This window comes from Acinetobacter piscicola, assembly GCF_015218165.1.
GTDB classification, from domain to species: domain Bacteria; phylum Pseudomonadota; class Gammaproteobacteria; order Pseudomonadales; family Moraxellaceae; genus Acinetobacter; species Acinetobacter piscicola_A.
The window spans coordinates 3,265,924-3,286,239 of the sequence record NZ_CP048659.1 but is presented as its reverse complement, the minus strand read 5'-3'; the positions used below and the strand labels follow the sequence as shown (position 1 = coordinate 3,286,239).

General features: G+C 38.1%; 15 protein-coding genes. 6 read left to right on the top strand and 9 right to left on the bottom strand.

The window, feature by feature from the left end; genetic code table 11:
* Positions 1-9: 9 nt before the first annotated feature.
* The 3 genes from G0028_RS16210 to G0028_RS16200 form a co-directional block, all read right to left on the bottom strand.
* Positions 10-504, bottom strand: coding sequence for a DUF2059 domain-containing protein (locus tag G0028_RS16210; protein WP_180045452.1), 495 nt, complete (start codon positions 502-504; stop codon positions 10-12).
* Positions 501-1,004, bottom strand: a complete 504-nt coding sequence (locus G0028_RS16205; RefSeq protein ID WP_180045451.1) for a hypothetical protein — start codon at positions 1,002-1,004, stop codon at positions 501-503. Before G0028_RS16205 ends, G0028_RS16210 begins: the two co-directional genes overlap by 4 nt.
* A gap of 90 nt (positions 1,005-1,094) precedes the next feature.
* Positions 1,095-2,621 (bottom strand): fumarate hydratase, encoded by a 1,527-nt coding sequence (locus G0028_RS16200; protein ID WP_130072066.1) that lies wholly within the window; start codon positions 2,619-2,621, stop codon positions 1,095-1,097.
* A 563-nt stretch (positions 2,622-3,184) separates the two neighbouring features.
* Here G0028_RS16200 and G0028_RS16195 point away from each other — a divergent pair.
* Both G0028_RS16195 and G0028_RS16190 read left to right on the top strand, forming a co-directional pair.
* The gene (locus tag G0028_RS16195) at positions 3,185-3,667 is read left to right on the top strand and encodes a hypothetical protein (RefSeq protein WP_180045450.1); all 483 of its coding nucleotides are present in this window, start codon (positions 3,185-3,187) and stop codon (positions 3,665-3,667) included.
* A 34-nt stretch (positions 3,668-3,701) separates the two neighbouring features.
* Complete coding sequence (locus G0028_RS16190) at positions 3,702-4,403, top strand: IS1-like element ISPa14 family transposase (protein ID WP_015586042.1); 702 nt, start codon at positions 3,702-3,704, stop codon at positions 4,401-4,403.
* 208 nt (positions 4,404-4,611) lie between these two features.
* Here the strand turns inward: G0028_RS16190 and pta are convergent, their stop codons facing one another.
* The 4 genes from pta to G0028_RS16170 all read right to left on the bottom strand — a co-directional run bounded on the left by pta (position 4,612) and on the right by G0028_RS16170 (position 10,141).
* The gene (pta, locus tag G0028_RS16185; protein ID WP_180044992.1) at positions 4,612-6,753 is read right to left on the bottom strand and encodes a phosphate acetyltransferase; all 2,142 of its coding nucleotides are present in this window, start codon (positions 6,751-6,753) and stop codon (positions 4,612-4,614) included.
* Positions 6,754-6,809: 56 nt separating this feature from the next.
* Positions 6,810-8,027 carry an acetate/propionate family kinase gene (locus G0028_RS16180; RefSeq protein WP_130072063.1) on the bottom strand — a complete coding sequence of 406 codons (1,218 nt, stop codon included), beginning with the start codon at positions 8,025-8,027 and terminating at the stop codon, positions 6,810-6,812.
* Positions 8,028-8,340: 313 nt separating this feature from the next.
* Positions 8,341-8,742, bottom strand: coding sequence for a hypothetical protein (locus G0028_RS16175; RefSeq protein ID WP_180044993.1), 402 nt, complete (start codon positions 8,740-8,742; stop codon positions 8,341-8,343).
* 133 nt (positions 8,743-8,875) lie between these two features.
* Complete coding sequence (locus G0028_RS16170) at positions 8,876-10,141, bottom strand: glutamate-5-semialdehyde dehydrogenase (RefSeq protein WP_180044994.1); 1,266 nt, start codon at positions 10,139-10,141, stop codon at positions 8,876-8,878.
* 314 nt (positions 10,142-10,455) lie between these two features.
* Here G0028_RS16170 and G0028_RS16165 point away from each other — a divergent pair, with 314 nt between their 5' ends.
* The gene (locus G0028_RS16165; RefSeq protein ID WP_180044995.1) at positions 10,456-11,790 is read left to right on the top strand and encodes an alpha/beta fold hydrolase; all 1,335 of its coding nucleotides are present in this window, start codon (positions 10,456-10,458) and stop codon (positions 11,788-11,790) included.
* A 62-nt stretch (positions 11,791-11,852) separates the two neighbouring features.
* Here G0028_RS16165 and G0028_RS16160 read toward each other — a convergent pair whose 3' ends face one another.
* Both G0028_RS16160 and nagZ read right to left on the bottom strand, forming a co-directional pair.
* Complete coding sequence (locus G0028_RS16160; RefSeq protein WP_180044996.1) at positions 11,853-12,698, bottom strand: class I SAM-dependent methyltransferase; 846 nt, start codon at positions 12,696-12,698, stop codon at positions 11,853-11,855.
* A 76-nt stretch (positions 12,699-12,774) separates the two neighbouring features.
* Positions 12,775-13,794 carry a beta-N-acetylhexosaminidase gene (nagZ, locus tag G0028_RS16155; RefSeq protein ID WP_180044997.1) on the bottom strand — a complete coding sequence of 340 codons (1,020 nt, stop codon included), beginning with the start codon at positions 13,792-13,794 and terminating at the stop codon, positions 12,775-12,777.
* A 195-nt stretch (positions 13,795-13,989) separates the two neighbouring features.
* Here nagZ and G0028_RS16150 point away from each other — a divergent pair, with 195 nt between their 5' ends.
* The 3 genes from G0028_RS16150 to G0028_RS16140 all read left to right on the top strand — a co-directional run bounded on the left by G0028_RS16150 (position 13,990) and on the right by G0028_RS16140 (position 20,253).
* Positions 13,990-16,170: a carboxy terminal-processing peptidase gene (locus G0028_RS16150; RefSeq protein ID WP_180044998.1), complete on the top strand. Its 2,181-nt coding sequence runs from the start codon at positions 13,990-13,992 to the stop codon at positions 16,168-16,170.
* Between the two features lie 217 nt (positions 16,171-16,387).
* A complete protein-coding gene (locus G0028_RS16145) occupies positions 16,388-18,487 on the top strand; it encodes a putative bifunctional diguanylate cyclase/phosphodiesterase (protein ID WP_180044999.1) in 2,100 nt (699 codons plus the stop codon).
* Positions 18,488-18,663: 176 nt separating this feature from the next.
* Positions 18,664-20,253: a peptide chain release factor 3 gene (locus G0028_RS16140; protein ID WP_130072055.1), complete on the top strand. Its 1,590-nt coding sequence runs from the start codon at positions 18,664-18,666 to the stop codon at positions 20,251-20,253.
* The last annotated feature ends 63 nt before the right edge of the window (positions 20,254-20,316 follow it).

The following is a 20,316-nucleotide window of genomic DNA, read 5'->3' as shown; positions in this document are numbered from 1 at the left end:
ATAGAAAACTTATTGAGAGAAAAATTTCTGCATGACTTGCGTAAGTTTAGCTTGTGCTTGCGCTGATGGTTCGGCATTTTCAGGGAAAATTTGTTCAACAGCATCAATGATTTTCTGTTCAAAATTTTTATTATTTAAAATAGATTGTCCGACTGCTGTTTTATAAAATTTAATCCATTGCTGGGTTTCTTCTTCAGTCATGTTTTGATTGTAAATATTAAATAAATTTTGTCTAAATTCACGTTTATAAGCATCACTTAAATAATATTTTTGAATCGCATTATAAATACGGGTTTGGTTTTCCTTGGTTGGCGGAATGGAATAATACTCAATGATTTGTTGTGTCAATTGTTGAAAAGTTTCACTCTTTGCGAGGTCTTCGATTGCTTGATTGATATGAATAACATTAAGTAGTTGTTCGGTACTTTCTGTACTTGCAGGTGCTGCATATACACCTGTGTGCAGTAGGCAAAGGCTGAGGCTAAACATTATTTTTTTGATCATTTTTGGTTCTCGCGAATAATGCTTTGAATATCGTCTAAGTTGACCAGCTTATTAAAATCATTACTTGAAGCATCTACAATTTTTGCAATTATAATTGGAGTGTTTTCTCCTGCATTTTGCATATTAGGTTGTTGGTAAACATCGATCAAGGCTTGGGCTTGTTCTTGACTAAGTGCTTGATATGCTGCACGAATATTGCTTAGCAAAACTTTTTCATCTACTTGTTCGATCATGTCATTAATCATAATATCCGATATTTGGATGATTAAAGCTTGCTTTTCAGCTGAAAGCGCTTGTCTATATTGTAATTGGTCAAACATCAATTCTTCAGTTGCACTTTTCATATTCGGCATACTTTGTTTGAGTAAAGCAGGTTTAAATTGATTCCAATATTCAAGTTTAATGAGCTGATCAATTTGTTGTGATGTCGCAGAGGCTGCGAAAGTTTGAAAGCTGAAACTTAGTAAAAATATAGAAAATATATAGGATTTAATTTTCATCTTCTTCTCAGAAATAAAAAAGCACCCTAATCATAGAGTGCTTTTTCATCAATATTCAAGCAATAAATCTATTTCGCGTTGAATAAAGACTTAGTTCGCTGCAGCATCAACGACTGGAATTTTACCAATTTTTGCTTGCCAGATTTTTGGTGCTGTTGCATGAATTGATGTACCGTTTACATCAACTGCAACAGATACTGGCATATCTTCAACCACAAATTTGTAGATTGCTTCCATACCTAAGTCAGCAAATGCAACCACTTCAGCTTGACGAACAGCTTTAGAAACAAGGTACGCAGCACCACCAACAGCCATTAAGTAAGTCGCTTTGTTGTCTTTGATTGCTTCGATTGCAGCCGGACCACGGTCTGCTTTACCAATCATGCCGAACAAACCAGTCGCTTCTAACACTTGACGAGTGAATTTATCCATACGTGTTGCAGTTGTTGGACCTGCAGGACCAACCACTTCATCACCAACAGGATCAACAGGACCCACGTAGTAAATAAATTTACCTTTCAGGTCTACAGGAAGCTCTTCGCCTTTGTCGAGCATTTCGCACATACGTTTGTGCGCAGCATCACGACCTGTATAGATTGTACCGTTAAGCAATAGCGTGTCGCCTGGTTGCCAAGAGTTCATTTCTTCTTGCGTAATGTTGTCTAGGTCAACACGTTTAGATTTTGAAGAATCCCAAGTCACTTCTGGATAGTCAGAAAGTTTAGGTGCTTGAATATGTGCAACACCTGAACCATCTAATTGGAAATGTGCATGACGAGTTGCAGCACAGTTCGGAATCATACCGACAGGTTTACCTGCAGCATGACAAGGGTAATCTTTGATTTTAATATCAAGGACAGTGGTTAAACCACCAAGACCTTGTGCACCAATACCCAATGCATTTACTTTTTCAAAGATTTCAATACGAAGCTCTTCGATTTTGTTTTGTGGTCCACGACGAAGTAATTCGTCCATGTTGATTTCTTCCATGAGTGATTCTTTTGCAAGCATCATGGCTTTTTCAGCAGTACCACCAATCCCGATTCCGAGCATACCCGGTGGACACCAACCTGCACCCATGGTTGGAACAGTTTTAAGTACCCAGTCAACGATTGAATCAGAAGGGTTTAACATCGCAAGTTTAGATTTATTTTCTGAACCACCACCTTTTGCAGCAACAGTGATGTCTACTTTGTTACCCGGAACGAGTTTGTAGTGAATCACAGCAGGAGTGTTGTCTTTGGTATTTTTACGACCAAAAGCAGGGTCAGCAAGTACAGATGCACGGAGTACGTTACTATTTTCAAGATAGCCTTGACGTACACCTTCATTGATTGCGTCATCTAAGCTCATGGTTAAATCAAATTTAACATCTAAGCCCACATCAACAAATACGTTAACAATACCAGTATCTTGACAGATTGGACGATGACCTTCTGCACACATACGAGAGTTAATTAAAATTTGTGCAATGGCGTCTTTTGCTGCTTTGTTCTCTTCACGATCATAAGCACGGCTCATCGCTTGGATGAAGTCTTGTGGATGATAATAAGAAATGAACTGAAGCGCATCCTTGACCGATGTGATCAAGTCATCTTGCTTGATAATAGTTGTCATATCGAAAATCTCTTGAGCGGGCTGATAGCTAGCGGGCTAAATTATACGTGATATTGTTTGTGTTGTGGGAGCTTTGGCTAAGATTTGGGCTAAAGTTTAATAAATCTTATTCTAGGTTAATTGGTCAGATTGATGCATGAAAAAAGCTTGTTTTATAAACAAAAATAATGTGGGGTTTAATATTTTATTGGTATGTTTTATTTTATAACTATTTGATATATATTTCATTTAAAGGTGATTTGATAAATATGACAATATTGTCATAAAGTTGTCATAAAAATTTCACATAATGAATATAACAAAACTTAAGTGAAGACACATATGACAGTTTCAAGTGTTTTGATGGTTGTAGGCTTTAGTGTTTATATTGTTGCAACTTGGATGTATGGACAGAAAGAAGATCAGGCATAAGCTTTATCTTCTTTTTTTATGCTTGCATTTTTATTGTATTGATCATTTGTGTATTACTCTTTATTTCAAAAAATTAAGTTAATATAAAAGATATCAAAAAGTATTTATTCTTTAAAATTTAAATATTTAATAGTAAAAAGTAGAGTTGTGAAATGAAGAAGTTTTTGTATTTATCTTTATTGATGAGTAGTGCGATGGTTCAGGCAGCAGATTGGACACCTGTCTTTAAATCGTTGGAAGAGGGGTGCATTGGTGACAGTCCAGTTTTATCTAAAATTACTGAGCAATTATTTACATGGCAACGGTTAAAAGATGGTTCAGTATACCCAGTGATTAATAAAAATGCCCAACAAGGAAAATATCGTAATATCCCACAAAATTATTTAAGCGATATGAAGCCTACAATCATGAAAAAAATGAATCTAGGAGAGGATTATCCAAATTATTATAAACACATCTACGTGGGCTTAAAAAATGCACAGCTTTATCAGCTTGCAATCGATGGTTTCGCTGAATATGTAGATGGTGAAAATGGAATATCGGGGAAAATTATTTTATTTAAACCCATGACACAGCAGAATTATAATAGATTGAAAAAGATTAAATTTAAGGTGGTGTTTCAAAAAGTATGCTGAAACAAAGCAGGTTGAATTTTGATAAAATAGAGAAATGCGAATAACTCTAGAAATCAAATGTCCAACCTGCCTCAGTGACAGTATAAAGAAAAATGGCATCAAAGTAGATGGGAAACAAAACTATCAGTGCAAAGACTGTAAACGTCAGTTTATTGGTGACCATGCTCTGAGCTATCTAGGATGTCATTCAGGCATTACTCGAAAAATATTACAGTTGATGGTCAGAGGTAGTGGTATACGAGATATCGCTGAAGTTGAGCGAATCAGTATCGGTAAAGTTTTACGTACTTTAACCGAATCGACCTACCAAATTCAGCCTAAACAAAGTCATTATGAGTCTCTTGAAGTTGATGAGTTTTGGACTTTTGTGGGAAATAAAAATAATAAACAATGGCTTATTTACGCCTACCATCGAGAAACAGGTGAGATTGTTGCTTATGTTTGGGGTAAAAGAGACTTAGCTACAGTTCAACGATTGAAGGCAAAGCTTAAACAATTAGGTATTCACTACACCCGAATTGCAAGTGATCATTGGGACAGTTTCATAACTGCTTTTAAAAACTGCAAGCAAAGTATTGGTAAATTTTTTACTGTAGGTATTGAAGGTAATAATTGCAAAATAAGGCATCGAATTAGGCGCGGTTTTAGAAGGAGTTGTAATTTTTCAAAAAAGATTGAAAACCATTTTAAAGCTTTCGACTTAACCTTTTTTTACATCAATAATGGCTTCATTTAATGTCAGCATACTTTTTGAAACACCACCAAATTTAAGATAGAACCTGATGCTGAGTTTCAAGGCAGTATTCAGCAAGCACCAAATGGGCAAGTCTATTTGTGGTGTGATACGAGTATGTAATTAATCAAAAATATAATAAAAAAGACCACCCAATCCGTAAATTGGGTGGTTTGAGTATTAAACTTTAATAATCTTGTATAAGTCCAAATTATTGAACGGCTTGTTGTTCTGCTTGAATCGCAGTTAGGGCAATCGTAAAGACAATATCATCGACCAAAGCACCGCGTGACAGGTCATTTACAGGTTTATTTAAACCTTGCAACATTGGACCAACACTGACCACGTTTGCAGAGCGTTGAACCGCTTTATAGGTGGTATTTCCTGTATTGAGGTCAGGGAAAATAAACACATTGGCACGACCTGCAACTTTTGAATCTGGTGCTTTTGATTTACCTACGCTTTCAACAGAAGCTGCATCGTACTGTAATGGACCATCAATAAGTAAGTCAGGGCGACGCTGTTTTGCAATTTCAGTGGCTTTTGCTACTTTTTCTACATCAGCACCCATTCCTGAGGTGCCTGTAGAATATGAAATCATGGCAATACGTGGATCGATCCCAAAGGCTTTTGCAGAGTCCGCAGACTGGATGGCAATCTCAGCCAATTGTTCTGCATCTGGGTCTGGATTGATTGCACAATCACCATAAACATAAACTTCATCAGGCAAGAGCATAAAGAATACTGAAGATACCAATGAATACTCAGGCGCAGTCTTAATCAGTTGGAAAGCAGGGCGTACAGTATTTGCTGTGGTATGCACCGCGCCAGACACCAAGCCATCAACTTGATCGAGTGCGAGCATCATTGTGCCAAGTACAACGGTGTCTTGTAGCTGATCACGTGCTTGTAAAGCATTGAGTTTACCTTTACGCAATTCCACCATTTTTTCGACATACTGTTCACGAATCAAATCTGGATCAATAATTTCTAAATCATGAGGCAGTTCAATATTGCGTGCACGTGCGACTTCAACGACAGCTTCAGGTTTTGCCAATAATATACAGTGTGCAATTCCACGCGCCTGACAAATCGCAGCAGCTTGAATGGTACGATGTTCATCACCTTCAGGTAGTACAATACGCTTTTTCGCAGCAATAGATTTTTGTACCAATTCATGACGGAAAGCAGAAGGGGATAGACGAGGTTGATAGTCACCATTTAATAACAAGACTAACCAGTCCATATTAATATGGCTCGAAACAAAACGTGTGACTTGTTCTGCACGCTCAGTATCATCGACTGGAATTTCATTGCTTAGATTTGAAAGTAATTGAGTTGTTTCAAATGTACTTAATGGCGTATGTAAAATAGGTAAACCATTTTTAATTGCTGTTTGACAAAATGCCAATGCAGCAGGGTTGGGTTCATGTTGCTCAGCTAAGACTAAGCCAGCCAATGGAATTCCATTACTGGTTGCAAGACTTGCTGCAAGTAACACATCAATACGATCTGAAGCAGAGATGATTAATTCACCCGCAATAAATTTTTGTAATTCATGTTCAATATTAGAAGCAATTAAACTGCTGTGTAAAACACGGCGTACATTTGATTTACCTTCATTAATCCAACTTGCTTGGATATGTGTGGCAAGGTCTGAAACACGCGGTACACTTAAAGTATCACTGAATGGGACTAAACCAATCACAGGTAAATGTTCAGTGCCAATATGTGCATGTGTGCGTTGAATGGCTTGTGTAAATTGTTTTGTTTCTTCAACTAAACGTAAATCTGGCGCAAATGTCACAGGAATTTGTGCTGATTCTTCTGGTAAACCACGTGTACGCATAAACAATACACCAACATTACGCGCTGATGCTGCACCACCAAAATAGCGTAATTGTGCTTCGACTTTCTCAGCAGTTTGTTCAGGCTTGGCAATATTGGCATTGCTGACAAAAATAACTTTTGCGTCAAGGGCTTGGGCAAGTGAAGCGTTAATTTCACTCGCAAAAGCATCACGTGCATTTGGGACTAGACCTTCAACAATAATAATGTCATGTGTGCGAGCAACTTCACGATGTAAACGAACAGCTTCTTCAAGTAGTTCGTCGGTTTCACCTGTGTTGAGTAAATGATTTAATTTTGCATATGGAATTGGTTCAACCGTTTCAGTTTTCGAAACATGGCGATAGAGTGCAGTTGTACGGTCAGATTCGGCTTTCTCATCTTGTGAAAAAGGTTTTAAAAATCCCGCTTTTACTCCCTGACAATCTAGAGCATAAATAAGTCCAAGACATGCAGAGGTAAGACCTACGCCTTCACCTGTAGGAACCAATAAAATTGTTTTCATACGCTATTCTTAATCAGATAAATCAAAATAAATTTTAAATCACATCCTGCGACAGCTTAAGCTGTCACAGTTTCCGCATTAGACTTTTTTGCAGTTACATTTCCTTCTTGTAATGCAACATGCTCAGTTTCTTTGGCAATACGACCTTCTTCATCGGTTGGTACAACCCAGATTTGCGGACCTGTACCAGCATCAATACGACCTTCAGTACCACGTTTTAAGCTATTATTTTGTTCTTGACTCAAGTTAAAGCCAAAATGTGGTAGATACGCAACGGTTTTTTCACGAATATAAGCGGAGTTTTCACCAATACCACCTGTGAAAAATAAGCCATCAATACGTGGTAGACCACAGCTTAAACCTGCTAATGATTTTGCTAAACGGTAGCAAAAAACTTCAATCGCAAGCGTTGCATCTTCATTACCTTGTTCAGATGCTTCGATGAGCGTACGCATATCATTTGAAAGATCAGATAGACCCAGTAAACCAGATTGGCTATTGAGCATTTTGTCAATTTTATAAATGTCCCAACCTAAGTTTGAAGCTAAGAAACTATGAATACTTGGGTCTACATCACCACTACGTGTACCCATTACCACACCTTCAAGTGGTGTTAAACCCATAGAGGTATCGACAGATTGACCATTCCAAATGGCACAAGTCGAGCTACCATTACCTAAATGTGCGGTGAGCCAACCGCCTTTTTTGTAGCTGCCTGCAAGTTCAGAACCACGTTCAGAGACATACGCGTGGCTTGTGCCATGGAAGCCATAACGGCGAACATTATGTTCTGTATATAAAAATTTTGGTAATGCATAACGATAGGCATGTGCAGGCATCGTTTGATGGAAAGCTGTATCAAAAACTGCAACTTGTGGCAAATGTGGGAACAAACGGATGGTTGCTTCAATACCCACTAAATGCGCAGGATTATGCAAAGGTGCAAGTGGCGTTGCTTCACGAATACGTTCAATAATTTCAGGTGTTAATAATTCAGCTTTGGTTAATGTGCCTCCATGTACAACACGGTGACCAATCGCTTGAGGATTATGATGAGCTAAACGTTCAAGAATGGTTTCCAATGCTTTTTCATGATCTGCATGTGGAATAGAAAGTTCAAGCTCTTCACCACCAGTCGTAATACCTTTAATACGTGCATTCGCAGAACCTAAGTTTTCTGCCAAACCAAAGATTCGATCTTTACGGTGCTCTGAAACCAAAGCATATTTAATTGATGAAGATCCGCAGTTAATTACTAATACTGATGTAGACACGTTTTATTACCCGAAATTGTAATTTGATATTCGTCCTGATTGATCTGATTACGCTTTTTGTTGGTGCAATTTAGATCAGTAGTGATGTTGTACCATGTGTTGTTTTTCTGTCCTAGATAGACTTTAGGTGATTAGACTTAAGCACTATCGACCACTTTAAGAATTATAATTAGAATTTATCAGTTGATAGATTTCATTTATAAATAAAATAGTACAGGACATAAAGTATCATCTATTTCAAACATAGCATGATTTTTATACATCTTGGCTGAGTTTTATGTTAACAAGTTTGTATTTCAACGGTTGTGTATCATTAATTTTTATATTTAATTTCAGACCAACGCACAATCACATAAGCAATTAAAGCCACCATAAAAAAGACGAGCATCATCCATGCCAAACCTTGTAATGTCTCAATAATGGTGCGATAAACCTCTAAAAACCAACGTTCTTGGGTGAGTTTTAAAATGATTGGTGCTTTCTCGTTGGTGTAAGTGATTGGGCTAATATACTTTTCCATATCATATATGCGAATGCCTGAAGACGTACCCACCACCATACCTGCAAATTTGGTGTATTTAGCCCAAGCTGTATGGATTGGATCATGGATAATACGCGCTAAAATGGCATTGATAGAACCTGAAAAAATACGCATGACCACAAACGAAACCAATAATGCCAAGCAAAATGTAATGATGATTAAAGCGTAAAACATAATTTTTCCCTTCTTTTTATATATTTTTTTATTTTAGGAAATTTTTTTTGTTGCAATGTAATTTTTTAATGCCACAAAAATAAAAAACCGTCCAATTTTCAAAAACTGAACGGTTTTACTTCAATGTACTAACTTACTGACGAATTTGACCATCGCCTAAAACAATCCATTTTTGAGAAGTTAAGCCTTCTAACCCCACTGGACCACGGGCATGAATTTTATCGGTTGAAATACCAATTTCAGCACCTAAACCATATTCAAAACCATCAGCAAAGCGAGTAGACGCATTCACCATGACAGAGCTCGAATCAACACGAGTTAAAAATTGACGTGCCAAACTAAAGTTTTCAGTGATGATCGAGTCAGTATGATGTGAACCATATTTATTAATATGATCAATCGCTTCATCTAAACCAGATACAACTTTAACAGCTAAAATTGGACCGAGATATTCTTCATACCAATCTTCTTCAGTGGCTGTTTTTACACTGGCACCTAAAATACGACGAGTTTCTGCATCACCACGGAGTTCAACTTGCTTTTCAGCATAAAGTTCTGCAATACGTGGTAAAAAATCTTCTGCGATTTTTTCATCGACCAGTAACGTTTCCATAGCATTGCAGACACCGTAACGGTGTGTTTTTGCATTTAAAGCAATCGGAAGTGCTTTGTGTAAGTCAGCTTGTGCCTCAACAAAAACATGGCAATTTCCATCTAAATGTTTGATTACAGGAATAGTCGCTTCATTGGTAATCAGTTCAACTAAGCCTTTACCACCACGCGGAACGATGACATCGACATATTCTGACAATGTAATTAATTGACCCACTGCAGCACGGTCTGTGGTATTGATCACTTGTACACAAGTTTCAGGTAAACCAGCCGCTTTTAGACCATGTTGAATGGCTTCCGCGATTGCTTGGTTGGAGTGGAGTGCTTCTGAACCACCACGTAAAATAATCGCATTACCTGATTTAAGCGCAAGCGAAGCTGCTTCAAGTGTGACGTTCGGACGCGACTCGTAAATCATGCCCACAACACCTAAAGGTACGCGCATTTTACCAATTTGAATGCCTGTTGGGCGATAGGCTAAATCAGTGATTTCACCGATAGGGTCAATTAAGCCAATGACATCTTTTAAACCTTCAAGCATCGCTTGAAAGCGTTTGGGGTTAAGTTCTAGGCGATCAAGCAGGGCGCTATCTAAATTTTTTGAGCGACCATTGTCCATATCAATTTTATTTGCAGCTAAAATTTGCGGTTGGCTATTTTCCAAAGCGGTATAAATCGCAGATAGCGCATTGTTTTTTTGCAGTGTGGAAGCACCTGCCAAAAAGCGAGAAGCTTGGCGTGCCTGTTTCCCTACAGTTTGCATATACTGTTCAATAGAATCTTGCATAGCGTTTTAATTGATCACCTAGAAATTTCCCTTTGATAGTAGCAGCCAATGTGAAAGCAAGGAAGTCTGATTCGAAAATAAAACTAAAAATGCAAGTGAAAACCATGGTTTGTAAATATTTTGCAATGCTTTTCCCTTTTAAATATGATGAGCGGTCATTTCAGCAATTGCGGAGAATTCACATATTTGTATAGAATGAAACTATAAGGACATTGAAATGATACAAAAGTAGGTCTGTATCACGATTTGATAAAACAACGCGAGCGATAATAATCTTGCAGACTAAAAGAATAAAGCAAGGATGGAGGAAGGATATGAATTCCATTATCCAAATGGACTCAGAATCAAATCAAAATTTTACTAATTTTGGTTTTTTCGATATTTACAATAAAAATAGCTTCAAACAACCAGCACGTACGACGTGGATTGACGGTTGGAAAATTGAATATATGGCGATTGCTGATCCAGAGACAATCCATAACACGCCTATTGTAATTATCGGTGGTGCTTTTCAAAACTTTAACTCATATAAATATTGCGTTGAGCAGTTTTTTGAAAGCGGACCTGTGATTTTAATTGACCTCCCCTCTATGGGAGCAAACCAACAGATTACCAATGTCGACACAGGCTTGTCTGCGGGCACCTTGGAGCTTCCAGATTTATCTCAAATGTTAGGACAGTGGTTTGATATTATTGGCATTCCAAAAGTTGATGTTGTCGGGATTTCCTTAGGTTCAGTGATAGCCTCATTTTTTGTAGAGCAACGTACTGAATTGGTTGAAAAAATGATTCTAATGGGTGTGATGCAAAAAACGCGTAAGAGTTGGCGTATGCTGCTTGAAGAATCATTAATGCTGATGAAAGAACAACGTATGGATGAGTTTGGTCAGGCTGTAATTTTGTATTTGGTCAATCATGCAAAGCTTGACAAAACACGTATGTCTCCAACCGCAAAGCGCCTTTTCTTTAAACAAATGGCTGAGTTTTCAGTCACCGAACAAGAACGTTACGAAATTAACTGCAATCGTTTGTTGCGCTTGTCCAATGTGCCCGTGCCACAGTGCGACACATTAGTTGCTTGTGGGCAGTATGATAGTTTTACTTTGCCTCACGAAAATGCAGCTTTTGCATTGCAATGCCCAGACATGCAATTTGCCATGATTGCCAATGCCGATCATGTGCCACAGTTGCAACGTCGTAAAGAAACCATGACTTTATTTACCACCTATTTAAAAGGTGAATCGATTCAGGGTCTGGATGGCATTATTCATTTAAGCCGTGAGGACATGCAGAATATGGAACGCCGTGGCGAAGACCGTATTCAGATTCGACAACCTACACGCCAATTACGTCATCGTCATTTGGCGCGTGAAATCTCTGTATATGTGAATGATGTGAATTATTTTGGGCTTTCAATGACACTTAGTGCAGAAGATGTTGAATTTGCAGCACAACATACTCGAGATTTGGCATTGAGTTTAGAGGATGAACAAGGTGAGTTCACCATTGAATGTTTGATTTTTGAAACGGGTGAAAATCACATACGCGCTTTATTTAAACATGGCAGCTTTGAAAATGCAGATCGTCTATTGCAATTTATTGCAGCGGAACGAGCAAATTTAGAGACTACAGTATGTGAAACGGTTTAATCATTTTAAAATGAGTAAAAAATCAGTCATATTCGACTGATTTTTTTTGTACCTAAAATTGACTATTTTTCAGCGTGAATCATCCATACTAAATCACCTAAATGTTCTTCTAGGTTCACTTGTTTAGCTTGTTGTGGTTGAAAATAAACATGTGGTTGTAGCACTTCGACCTGTGTAAAACCTGCCATTTTAAAAAATGTTTGGATTTCTTGAGGTTTTTGAAAGTGGAAACTAAAAGCACTACGCGAAATGACTTTGAGTAATTTACTGCTATTCCAAATAACACTTGCGAGTTTATTTTTGACAGGTTCAGGATAAATATCGGTCAGATAATGTAAGGTCTTAAAATCTTGCCCATAATCTACAATAGATTTTAGGAGTTGTTGTAATAAATTTTTTTCAAAATAATTTATCAGACCTTCACTGATGATCACCAAAGGGCGCTGTGGATCAAAGACAGCAAAGGCACTTTTAAAGTCTTCGGTAAACAAGTCTGCAGATAATACGTCAGGACTGGCTGCATTGATTTTTTTTAATGCTGTTTGCTTAGTCTTTGCCATATCAGGCAAATCAAGTTCCCGATAATCAATGTGTGGGAAGTGCTCTCTAAACCACCAACCGCGTGGTGATAGTCCTGTGGCAATTTCTAACACTTGTAGATTAGGATACTGATGAATTAATTGTTTTAGAGTGTCATCTAGCATGGTGTGACGTTCTTTTAAGGTCGTACGCATGCTGCCACCCACATACTTTTCTGCCCATGTTTCAATAGGATTGGCAATAAAAGCGAGTGACTTTCCTTTTGATGTTGCAAGTAAGGGGTGAGAAATTCCCATTTGATACCAAATATACCCTGTATAGTGTGCGGTAAAGGAAATATGCCGATGTTTAGAAAGTTGTTGAGTCATGGTTATCCTTAACTTTATTGTTGTTATTTTGACTGTTTAAAATCAAAAAAAGGGCATATCGAATGCCCCTCTAGTTTTAAAGTGAATTTTTAAATTCTTCAATGACTTTTTTGACAGTTTGCCATTCTTCACCTAAATCCAGTGCTTCACCTATCTGGAGCTGTGGAATTTTGCCACGCATACGTTCAAGACGTTCTTGGTTTGGTAATGGCAAATCTGAAATTCCAGCCAAAGCCATACAGGCAGATTCACGATTATTACAGACTAAGCCCATATCACAACCGGCATTTAAAGCTGCTCGAATACGTGCATCTGCACCACCTGCGACACAAGCTGCTTGCATACTTAAGTCATCTGAGAACAGTACGCCGTCAAATTTTAAATCTTGGCGTAAAACTTTTTGTAGCCAATAGGGTGAAAAACCTGCTGGATTTGGGTCAATATTTTCATAAATCACATGTGCAGGCATTAGGGCATCAAGTTGTGGCTGTAGCTGAATAAAGCTTTGCATGTCATTTTGGTAAATTTCGTCATAAGAACGTGGATCAATCGCTGCTGCAACATGCGAGTCCGCTTTAACAGAACCATGACCAGGGAAATGCTTGCCTGTTGTTGCCATGCCTGCACGTTGCATCCCTCGCATAAAGGCACTTGCTAAAGGCACGATGTCTTGTACATTGTTTGCAAAAGCACGATCACCAATGACATCACTAATGGCATTGATATCTAAAACAGGTGCAAAGCTAAAATCAATCCCGACAGCAAGAACTTCGGTTGCCATAAGCCAACCACATTTTTCTGCAAGGTCAAGTGCTTTTTCAGGTGCGTTTAAGTAAAGTTCACCAAAATGACCCATGGCCGGCAGTAGCGTAAAGCCTTGTTTTAAGCGTTGTACACGTCCACCTTCTTGATCGACAGCAATAAGAATATCAGGACGAATTTGACGCATATGGTCAGTGAGTTGACGTACTTGAGCAGGAGATTGAATATTTCTTGAAAATAAAATCACCCCACCGACTTGCGGAGCACGTAATAGTTCAATATCTTCTTGATTAAGTTCTGTGCCTGCAATGTCAAGCATCAATGCGCCGATCATAAGAAATCCGAATTGTATTTATTTAAAAAAGAAACAATAACCGAATTTTGCAATGATTTGCTACATTTTGTCAGTACAGTTTATGATAAAACTACACGATATAAACAGATAAAGTTGTTTAAGATTTTGAATTGCATGAATTCATTTCAAAAAACAGCGCTGAAATTGGTAAATCCAAGGAAGTACACACAATTTATGAAACTTCAAACAATCGCATGTGCAGTTGCTATCGCAACGGGTGGTTTATTTTTCAACCATGCTATTACAATGGCTATGGCGGCAACTGAAACAACTGCTGTTTCAGAATCTATTCAACCAACAAAAGAACAAGCTTTGGTGACACGCCAGTTGGCAACTTTGGTGGATCGTCAGCATTATTTAAATATGCGTTTGGATGCAAATACCTCTGCACGTATTTTAGATATGTATATAGATAGTTTAGATCCTGATCATTCTTTATTCTTAGCCCCTGAAATTGAGCAGTATAAAAAGCAATATGGTGCAACCTTGGGTGCTGCTTTAAAAGCAGGGGATTTGACAGGATCATACGCAATTCATGCGCAATATCGAGCACGTCTAAAAGAATTTTATACGTATATGTTGGCAGAGCTGAAAAAGCCGCAAAATCTGAATCAGCCTGATGCTTATATCGAAACAGATCGAGAAAAAGCGCCATTTTTTAGTCACAAGGCTGAACAAGAACAGTATTGGAATAAAATGTTGGTGTCTCAGCTCATCAACTTAACCATTACCAAACAAGAAGAACAAGCGAAACAAAAAGCGCTGAAAGATGACCCTTCTTTGGCAAATGGACAGGATCTGACTGCTTCTGAAGATTTAACGCCTGTTCAAACTTTGACGAAGCGTTATACGCGTCAGTTAGAACGTATGGGACGTGTCAAAAGTGATGATGTGCTTGAGAAAATTTTAAACTCAATGACATTAACTTATGACCCACATAGTAATTATTTCCCACCACTTGATGCAATGGAGCTGAATCGTCAAACTACGTTGCAGCTTGAAGGGATTGGGGTCTCAATTCGTCCTGAACGGAGTAATGAAGATTACACCAAGATTGAAACCATTGTAGAAGGTGGGCCTGCAAGTAAGTCGGGACAAGTGAAATCAGGTGATCGGATCATTGGTGTCGCACAAGATGGCGAAAAAATGATTGATGTCATCGGTTGGCCAAGCTCGGAAATTGTTGGGTTAATTCGTGGTAAGCGTGGTACCAAAGTCAGTATTAAGCTGTTAGGTGCAGGTGCTTCTATGAACCAAGCCCGTACAGTGACATTGACTCGTGATGTGATTCAAGAAGAAGATGCAGGGGTGCGCTCTCGTACAGTTGAAGTAACACGTGATGGGGTTAAACATAAGTTTGGTGTGTTGGAAATTCCATCATTCTATTTGAACTATCGTGCACGTCGTGCAGGCAATGAATACCGTTCAGTTGCAGAAGACACCAACAAAGCATTGCAAGATTTAGCGAATCAAAAAGTCGAAGGGGTTATTATTGATCTACGCAATAATCCAGGTGGTTCTTTAGAAGAAGTTGCGAAAATGATTGGGCAAGTGGTAAAAGAAGGCCCTGTGGTGCAAATTCGTGATGGCAATGGCACAGTGAACGTATTTGAAGATACTGATGGAGGCGCTCAGACTTATGCGGGGCCTCTAGCTGTACTGATCAATCTTGCATCTGCTTCGGCAAGTGAGATTTATTCGGCTGCAATCCAAGATTATGATCGTGGTGTGGTACTAGGCAGTACGACTACAGGCAAAGGCACAGCCCAAGTTCAATTAGACAGTTTGGCGTATGGTCAAGCCACCTTAACACAACGTAAATTCTATCGAATCACAGGTGGAAGTACCCAAAACAAAGGTGTGATTCCGGATATTAAACTGGTGGATATCTATGATGAAGAGTTTGGAGAACGTAAAGCGAAGAATGCATTGAAATGGGATACGATTCCAACAGCGCCATTTAAGCGTGAAGGTTCTATTAAACCGTATTTGCCACAATTAGCTGAAAAATCAAAAATACGTGTATCTTTAGATCCTCAATTTCAGTATTTAGCGCAAAGAACTGCAATTGCGCAGCAAACCAAAGATCAAAAGCAAATTGTTTTAGATATTGAAAAGCGTAAAGCAGAGCTTAATACTCTGGAGTTAAAAACTTTAGCTGCTGAAAATAAACGACGTGCTGAAACAGGGTTAAAAGCTTATCCAAATTGGGAGAGTTATCAGGCTTCTTTTGATGCACTTGCTGAATCTCGTGCAAAAATGAAAGCAAATAAGCGACCTGCTTTACCTGAAGAAGAAACTTTTGTGACTGAAGCGGCAAATGTGTTAATTGACTTGGCAAAATTACAGAAGTAAATTTGTCTAAACACTCTGTTAAATCAAGATTAAAAGCATATTACGATATGCTTTTTTCTTATCTAAAAAGTTAAGAATAACTTGACCTTCAATAAGATAATGCTATTTTAACCATATATTTTACATTCTTTAAAAGGCGAACCTTCACACAGTTTTCTGTTGTAAAAAAATTGGGGTTTTATAAAAATAATAGGTTCTCTATTGGAAGATAATTTTTATGAATGATATGGGTTATGACAGTAGTCTCGTAATGGGGTCTGCATGTGTTGCAGTATTTATCTGTTATGTTGCTATATCATTAGAACAACTCATATTTGTTTCAAGGACGCCCCGTATACAAAAAATGATCCTTTGTCTGAGCGGTATGGTTTTTGGTTTTGCAATCTGGGCGATGCATTTTTTGGGGTTGTGGGCGAGTGATTTACCAGAAGGTTATACGTTTGATCTGTCATTAACCATCATTTCTTATGTAATTGCAGCACTTGCTTCAACTTTTGCAATTTGGTTAATGACGCGTGAAACGTTACCCATAGTCCGTTTAGTCTTAGGTGCATTGCTGATGGGTTTAGGGATCTCGGGTATGCATTATGTAGGAATGATGGGCCTACAAATTCCAAATCAGGAAATTCACTATAATATTTTATTGGTTGTATTTTCTGTTTTGATTGCGATTAGTGGAGCTGGTTTATCTTTTTGGTTGGCATTTAAATATAAAAATACCTTTAAACACAAAACACTCTATAAAATCGCTCTTTCTGTCATGCTCGCTTTTAGCATTGTTGGCATGCATTATACTGGTATGGCGGCTACAACTTTTCATTCTCTTGGAAATTTATTACATACGACACATCATGTTCATGGGGGGCAAGGGATTTTATTATTAACCATCATTTTTGTGACCAGTTTAATTTTGGTTTCTGCTTTTAGTGTTGCGGTGTTAGAGCGCAGATTAGAAGAGCGTAATTTACAATTATTACAAGCCAATAAAGAACTTGAAGATTTAGCATTACAGGACAATTTAACTAAGCTGCCGAATCGATTATTTTTAGAAGATCATATCCAAAAATTATTTCAGCATTATAAAGTAACTCACCAAAAATTTGCTTTGATTTACTTAGATTTAGACTTTTTTAAGGCCGTAAATGATAATTTTGGTCATCAAGTTGGTGATGATTTATTGGTGGCTTTGACCACGCGATTACAAACAGTGTTACATGATAATCAAACTTTATTACGCTTAGGTGGTGATGAATTTTTAGTGATTGTTCCACAAATTAAAGAAGTTAAACTGGATGTCCTGGCAGAAAAAATTTTAGAAAGAATTCAACAGCGTTTTTTAATTCATGAAAAGCAAATTAATATTTCAGCAAGTTTAGGAATTGTGTTATATCCTGATCATGGGCAATCTTTACAAGATTTATTGATTCATGCGGATACGGCAAAAATGCTTGCCAAAGAGCAGGGGCGCAATACTTTTTGTATTTATCATCAAAATTCAGATGATTATTTTCAACATCGTCATCAATCTAAACTGGTGAATGATTTATATTGTGCCGTTGATGAGCAGCAGTTTGTTTTATATTATCAGCCTAAATTTACAGCGGATTATAAAATTTGTGGTGTTGAAGCTTTGATTCGTTGGCAGCATCCAACTTTAGGTTTGCTGGCACCGAACAAATTTATTGAGGTGGCTGAACAAACAGGTTTAATTATTCGCATGGGCTATTGGGCATTAGAACAAGCCTGTATTCAGTTGCAATCATGGCATCAACGTGGGATGCCATTTTGTCCAATCGCAGTGAATTTGTCGGCAATGCAGTTTGAGCATAAGCATTTAATTACCACTTTAGATAATTTAATGCAAAAGTATCAGATCCAAGCCAAAGAGCTGATTGTTGAAATTACTGAATCGACGGCTATGCATCACATTGAAAAAAGTATCGCAACTTTTGAGCAGCTAAAAGCATTGGGTATTTTATTGGCAATTGATGATTTTGGGACAGGACATTCTAGCTTTTTATATCTGAAGAACTTACCTGTGGATGAATTGAAAATTGATCGTGAATTTATTCGTAACTTATGTGAAGGCTCAAAAGATGAAATTATTTTGGAAAGTATCATTCATCTCGCAATACGACTGGGTTTAATTGTCACTGCTGAAGGTGTAGAAACCGAGCAGCAAGCTGCAATTTTAAAACGCTTAAATTGTCAGCAGTTACAGGGTTTTTTATTTGGAAAACCAAAGCCAATACAATGTTTGGAAAATAAATATTTCGCAGCCCAACTCGCTGCTCATAAGACAGTTCATCTTGACTAAAACGCAAGTCACAAACAAAAAATAAAAAATGATCTGTGCTGAAAACATGTCTAATTTATTCGCAGATATCAGCGTATTCATATACAATTACGCCAATTTTTAATTTATTTTCTCTCACACAAAACACGCCATAGGATGCTGTGTACAAATTTGTGTGCCAATTTAAGATTTATTCTATGTTTAAAGATCAATTAGCAAAAGAAGTTGCGGCACGCCGAACCTTTGCCATCATTTCCCACCCCGATGCGGGTAAAACCACAATGACAGAAAAACTGTTGTTATGGGGACAAGCGATTCAGGTTGCGGGGATGGTAAAAAGTCGTAAAGCCGATCGTGCTGCGACATCGGACTGGATGGAAATGGAAAAAGAACGTGGGATTTCGATCACCACATCTGTGATGCAATTTCCATTTAAAGATAAAATGATTAACTTGCTCGATACCCCAGGGCACGAAGACTTTTCGGAAGATACCTACCGTACCTTGACGGCAGTGGACTCTGCGTTGATGGTGATTGATGGTGCAAAAGGTGTCGAAGACCGTACCATCAAATTGATGGAAGTGTGTCGTATGCGTGACACGCCGATCATTTCATTTGTCAACAAAATGGACCGTGAAATCCGTGAGCCATTAGAGTTACTTGATGAAATTGAAAATGTTCTCAAAATTAAATGTGTACCACTGACTTGGCCTTTAGGTACAGGGCGTGATTTTGCGGGTGTATTTAATTTAATTGAAGAAAAATTTTACGTTTATAAAGCAGGTTTTGGTTCAACCATTACTGAAATTGAAGTTCGTGATGGCTATAACCATGCAGACCTTCGTGAAAAAGTCGGTGAACTCGCATGGGCTGCATTTGAAGAGTCTTTAGAACTCGTACAAATGGCAAATGAGCCGTTGAATCGTGAAGAGTTTTTGGCAGGTCGTCAAACGCCTGTATTGTTCGGTACGGCTTTGGGTAACTTTGGTGTAGACCATGTTTTGGATGCATTTAGTAACTACGCACCGCCACCTAAAGCACATCCAACGGAAGTGCGTACTGTTGATGCGACTGAAGAAGGCTTTACAGGCTTTGTCTTTAAAATTCAAGCCAATATGGATCCGAAACATCGTGACCGTATTGCATTTATGCGTATCTGTTCAGGTCGCTATGAAAAAGGCTTGAAAATGAAGCATGTACGTATCGATAAAGATGTACGAATCAGTGATGCTTTGACTTTCTTGGCCGGTGATCGTCAACACTTAGAGGAAGCTTGGCCGGGCGATATCATTGGTTTGCATAACCATGGTACGATTCAAATTGGTGATACCTTCACTTCAGGTGAAAAATTACAATTTACAGGTATTCCTCACTTTGCCCCTGAAATGTTCCGCCGTGTACGCTTAAAAGATCCTTTGAAATCGAAACAGTTGCAAAAAGGTCTTAAAGAGCTTTCAGAAGAAGGTGCAACACAAGTATTTATGCCGCAAAACAGTAATGACTTAATCGTAGGTGCTGTGGGTGTGCTGCAGTTTGAAGTGGTGGCATATCGCTTGAAAGAAGAGTACAAAGTGGACTGTATTTATGAGCCTGTGAGTATCAATACTGTGCGTTGGGTGTCATGTAGCGATGAGAAAAAATTCAATGAATTTAAGAAAAAAGCGCATGATCAGCTTTCTGTAGATGGTGGTGGTCATTTGACCTATCTTGCACCAAGTCGCGTAAATTTACAGTTGATGCAAGAGCGTTATCCTGACATCGAATTCCGTGCGACACGTGAACATTAATTATAGATTGTGATATATCATTGTCTTGAATCAAAAACAGCTTCCTGGTGAAGCTGTTTTATT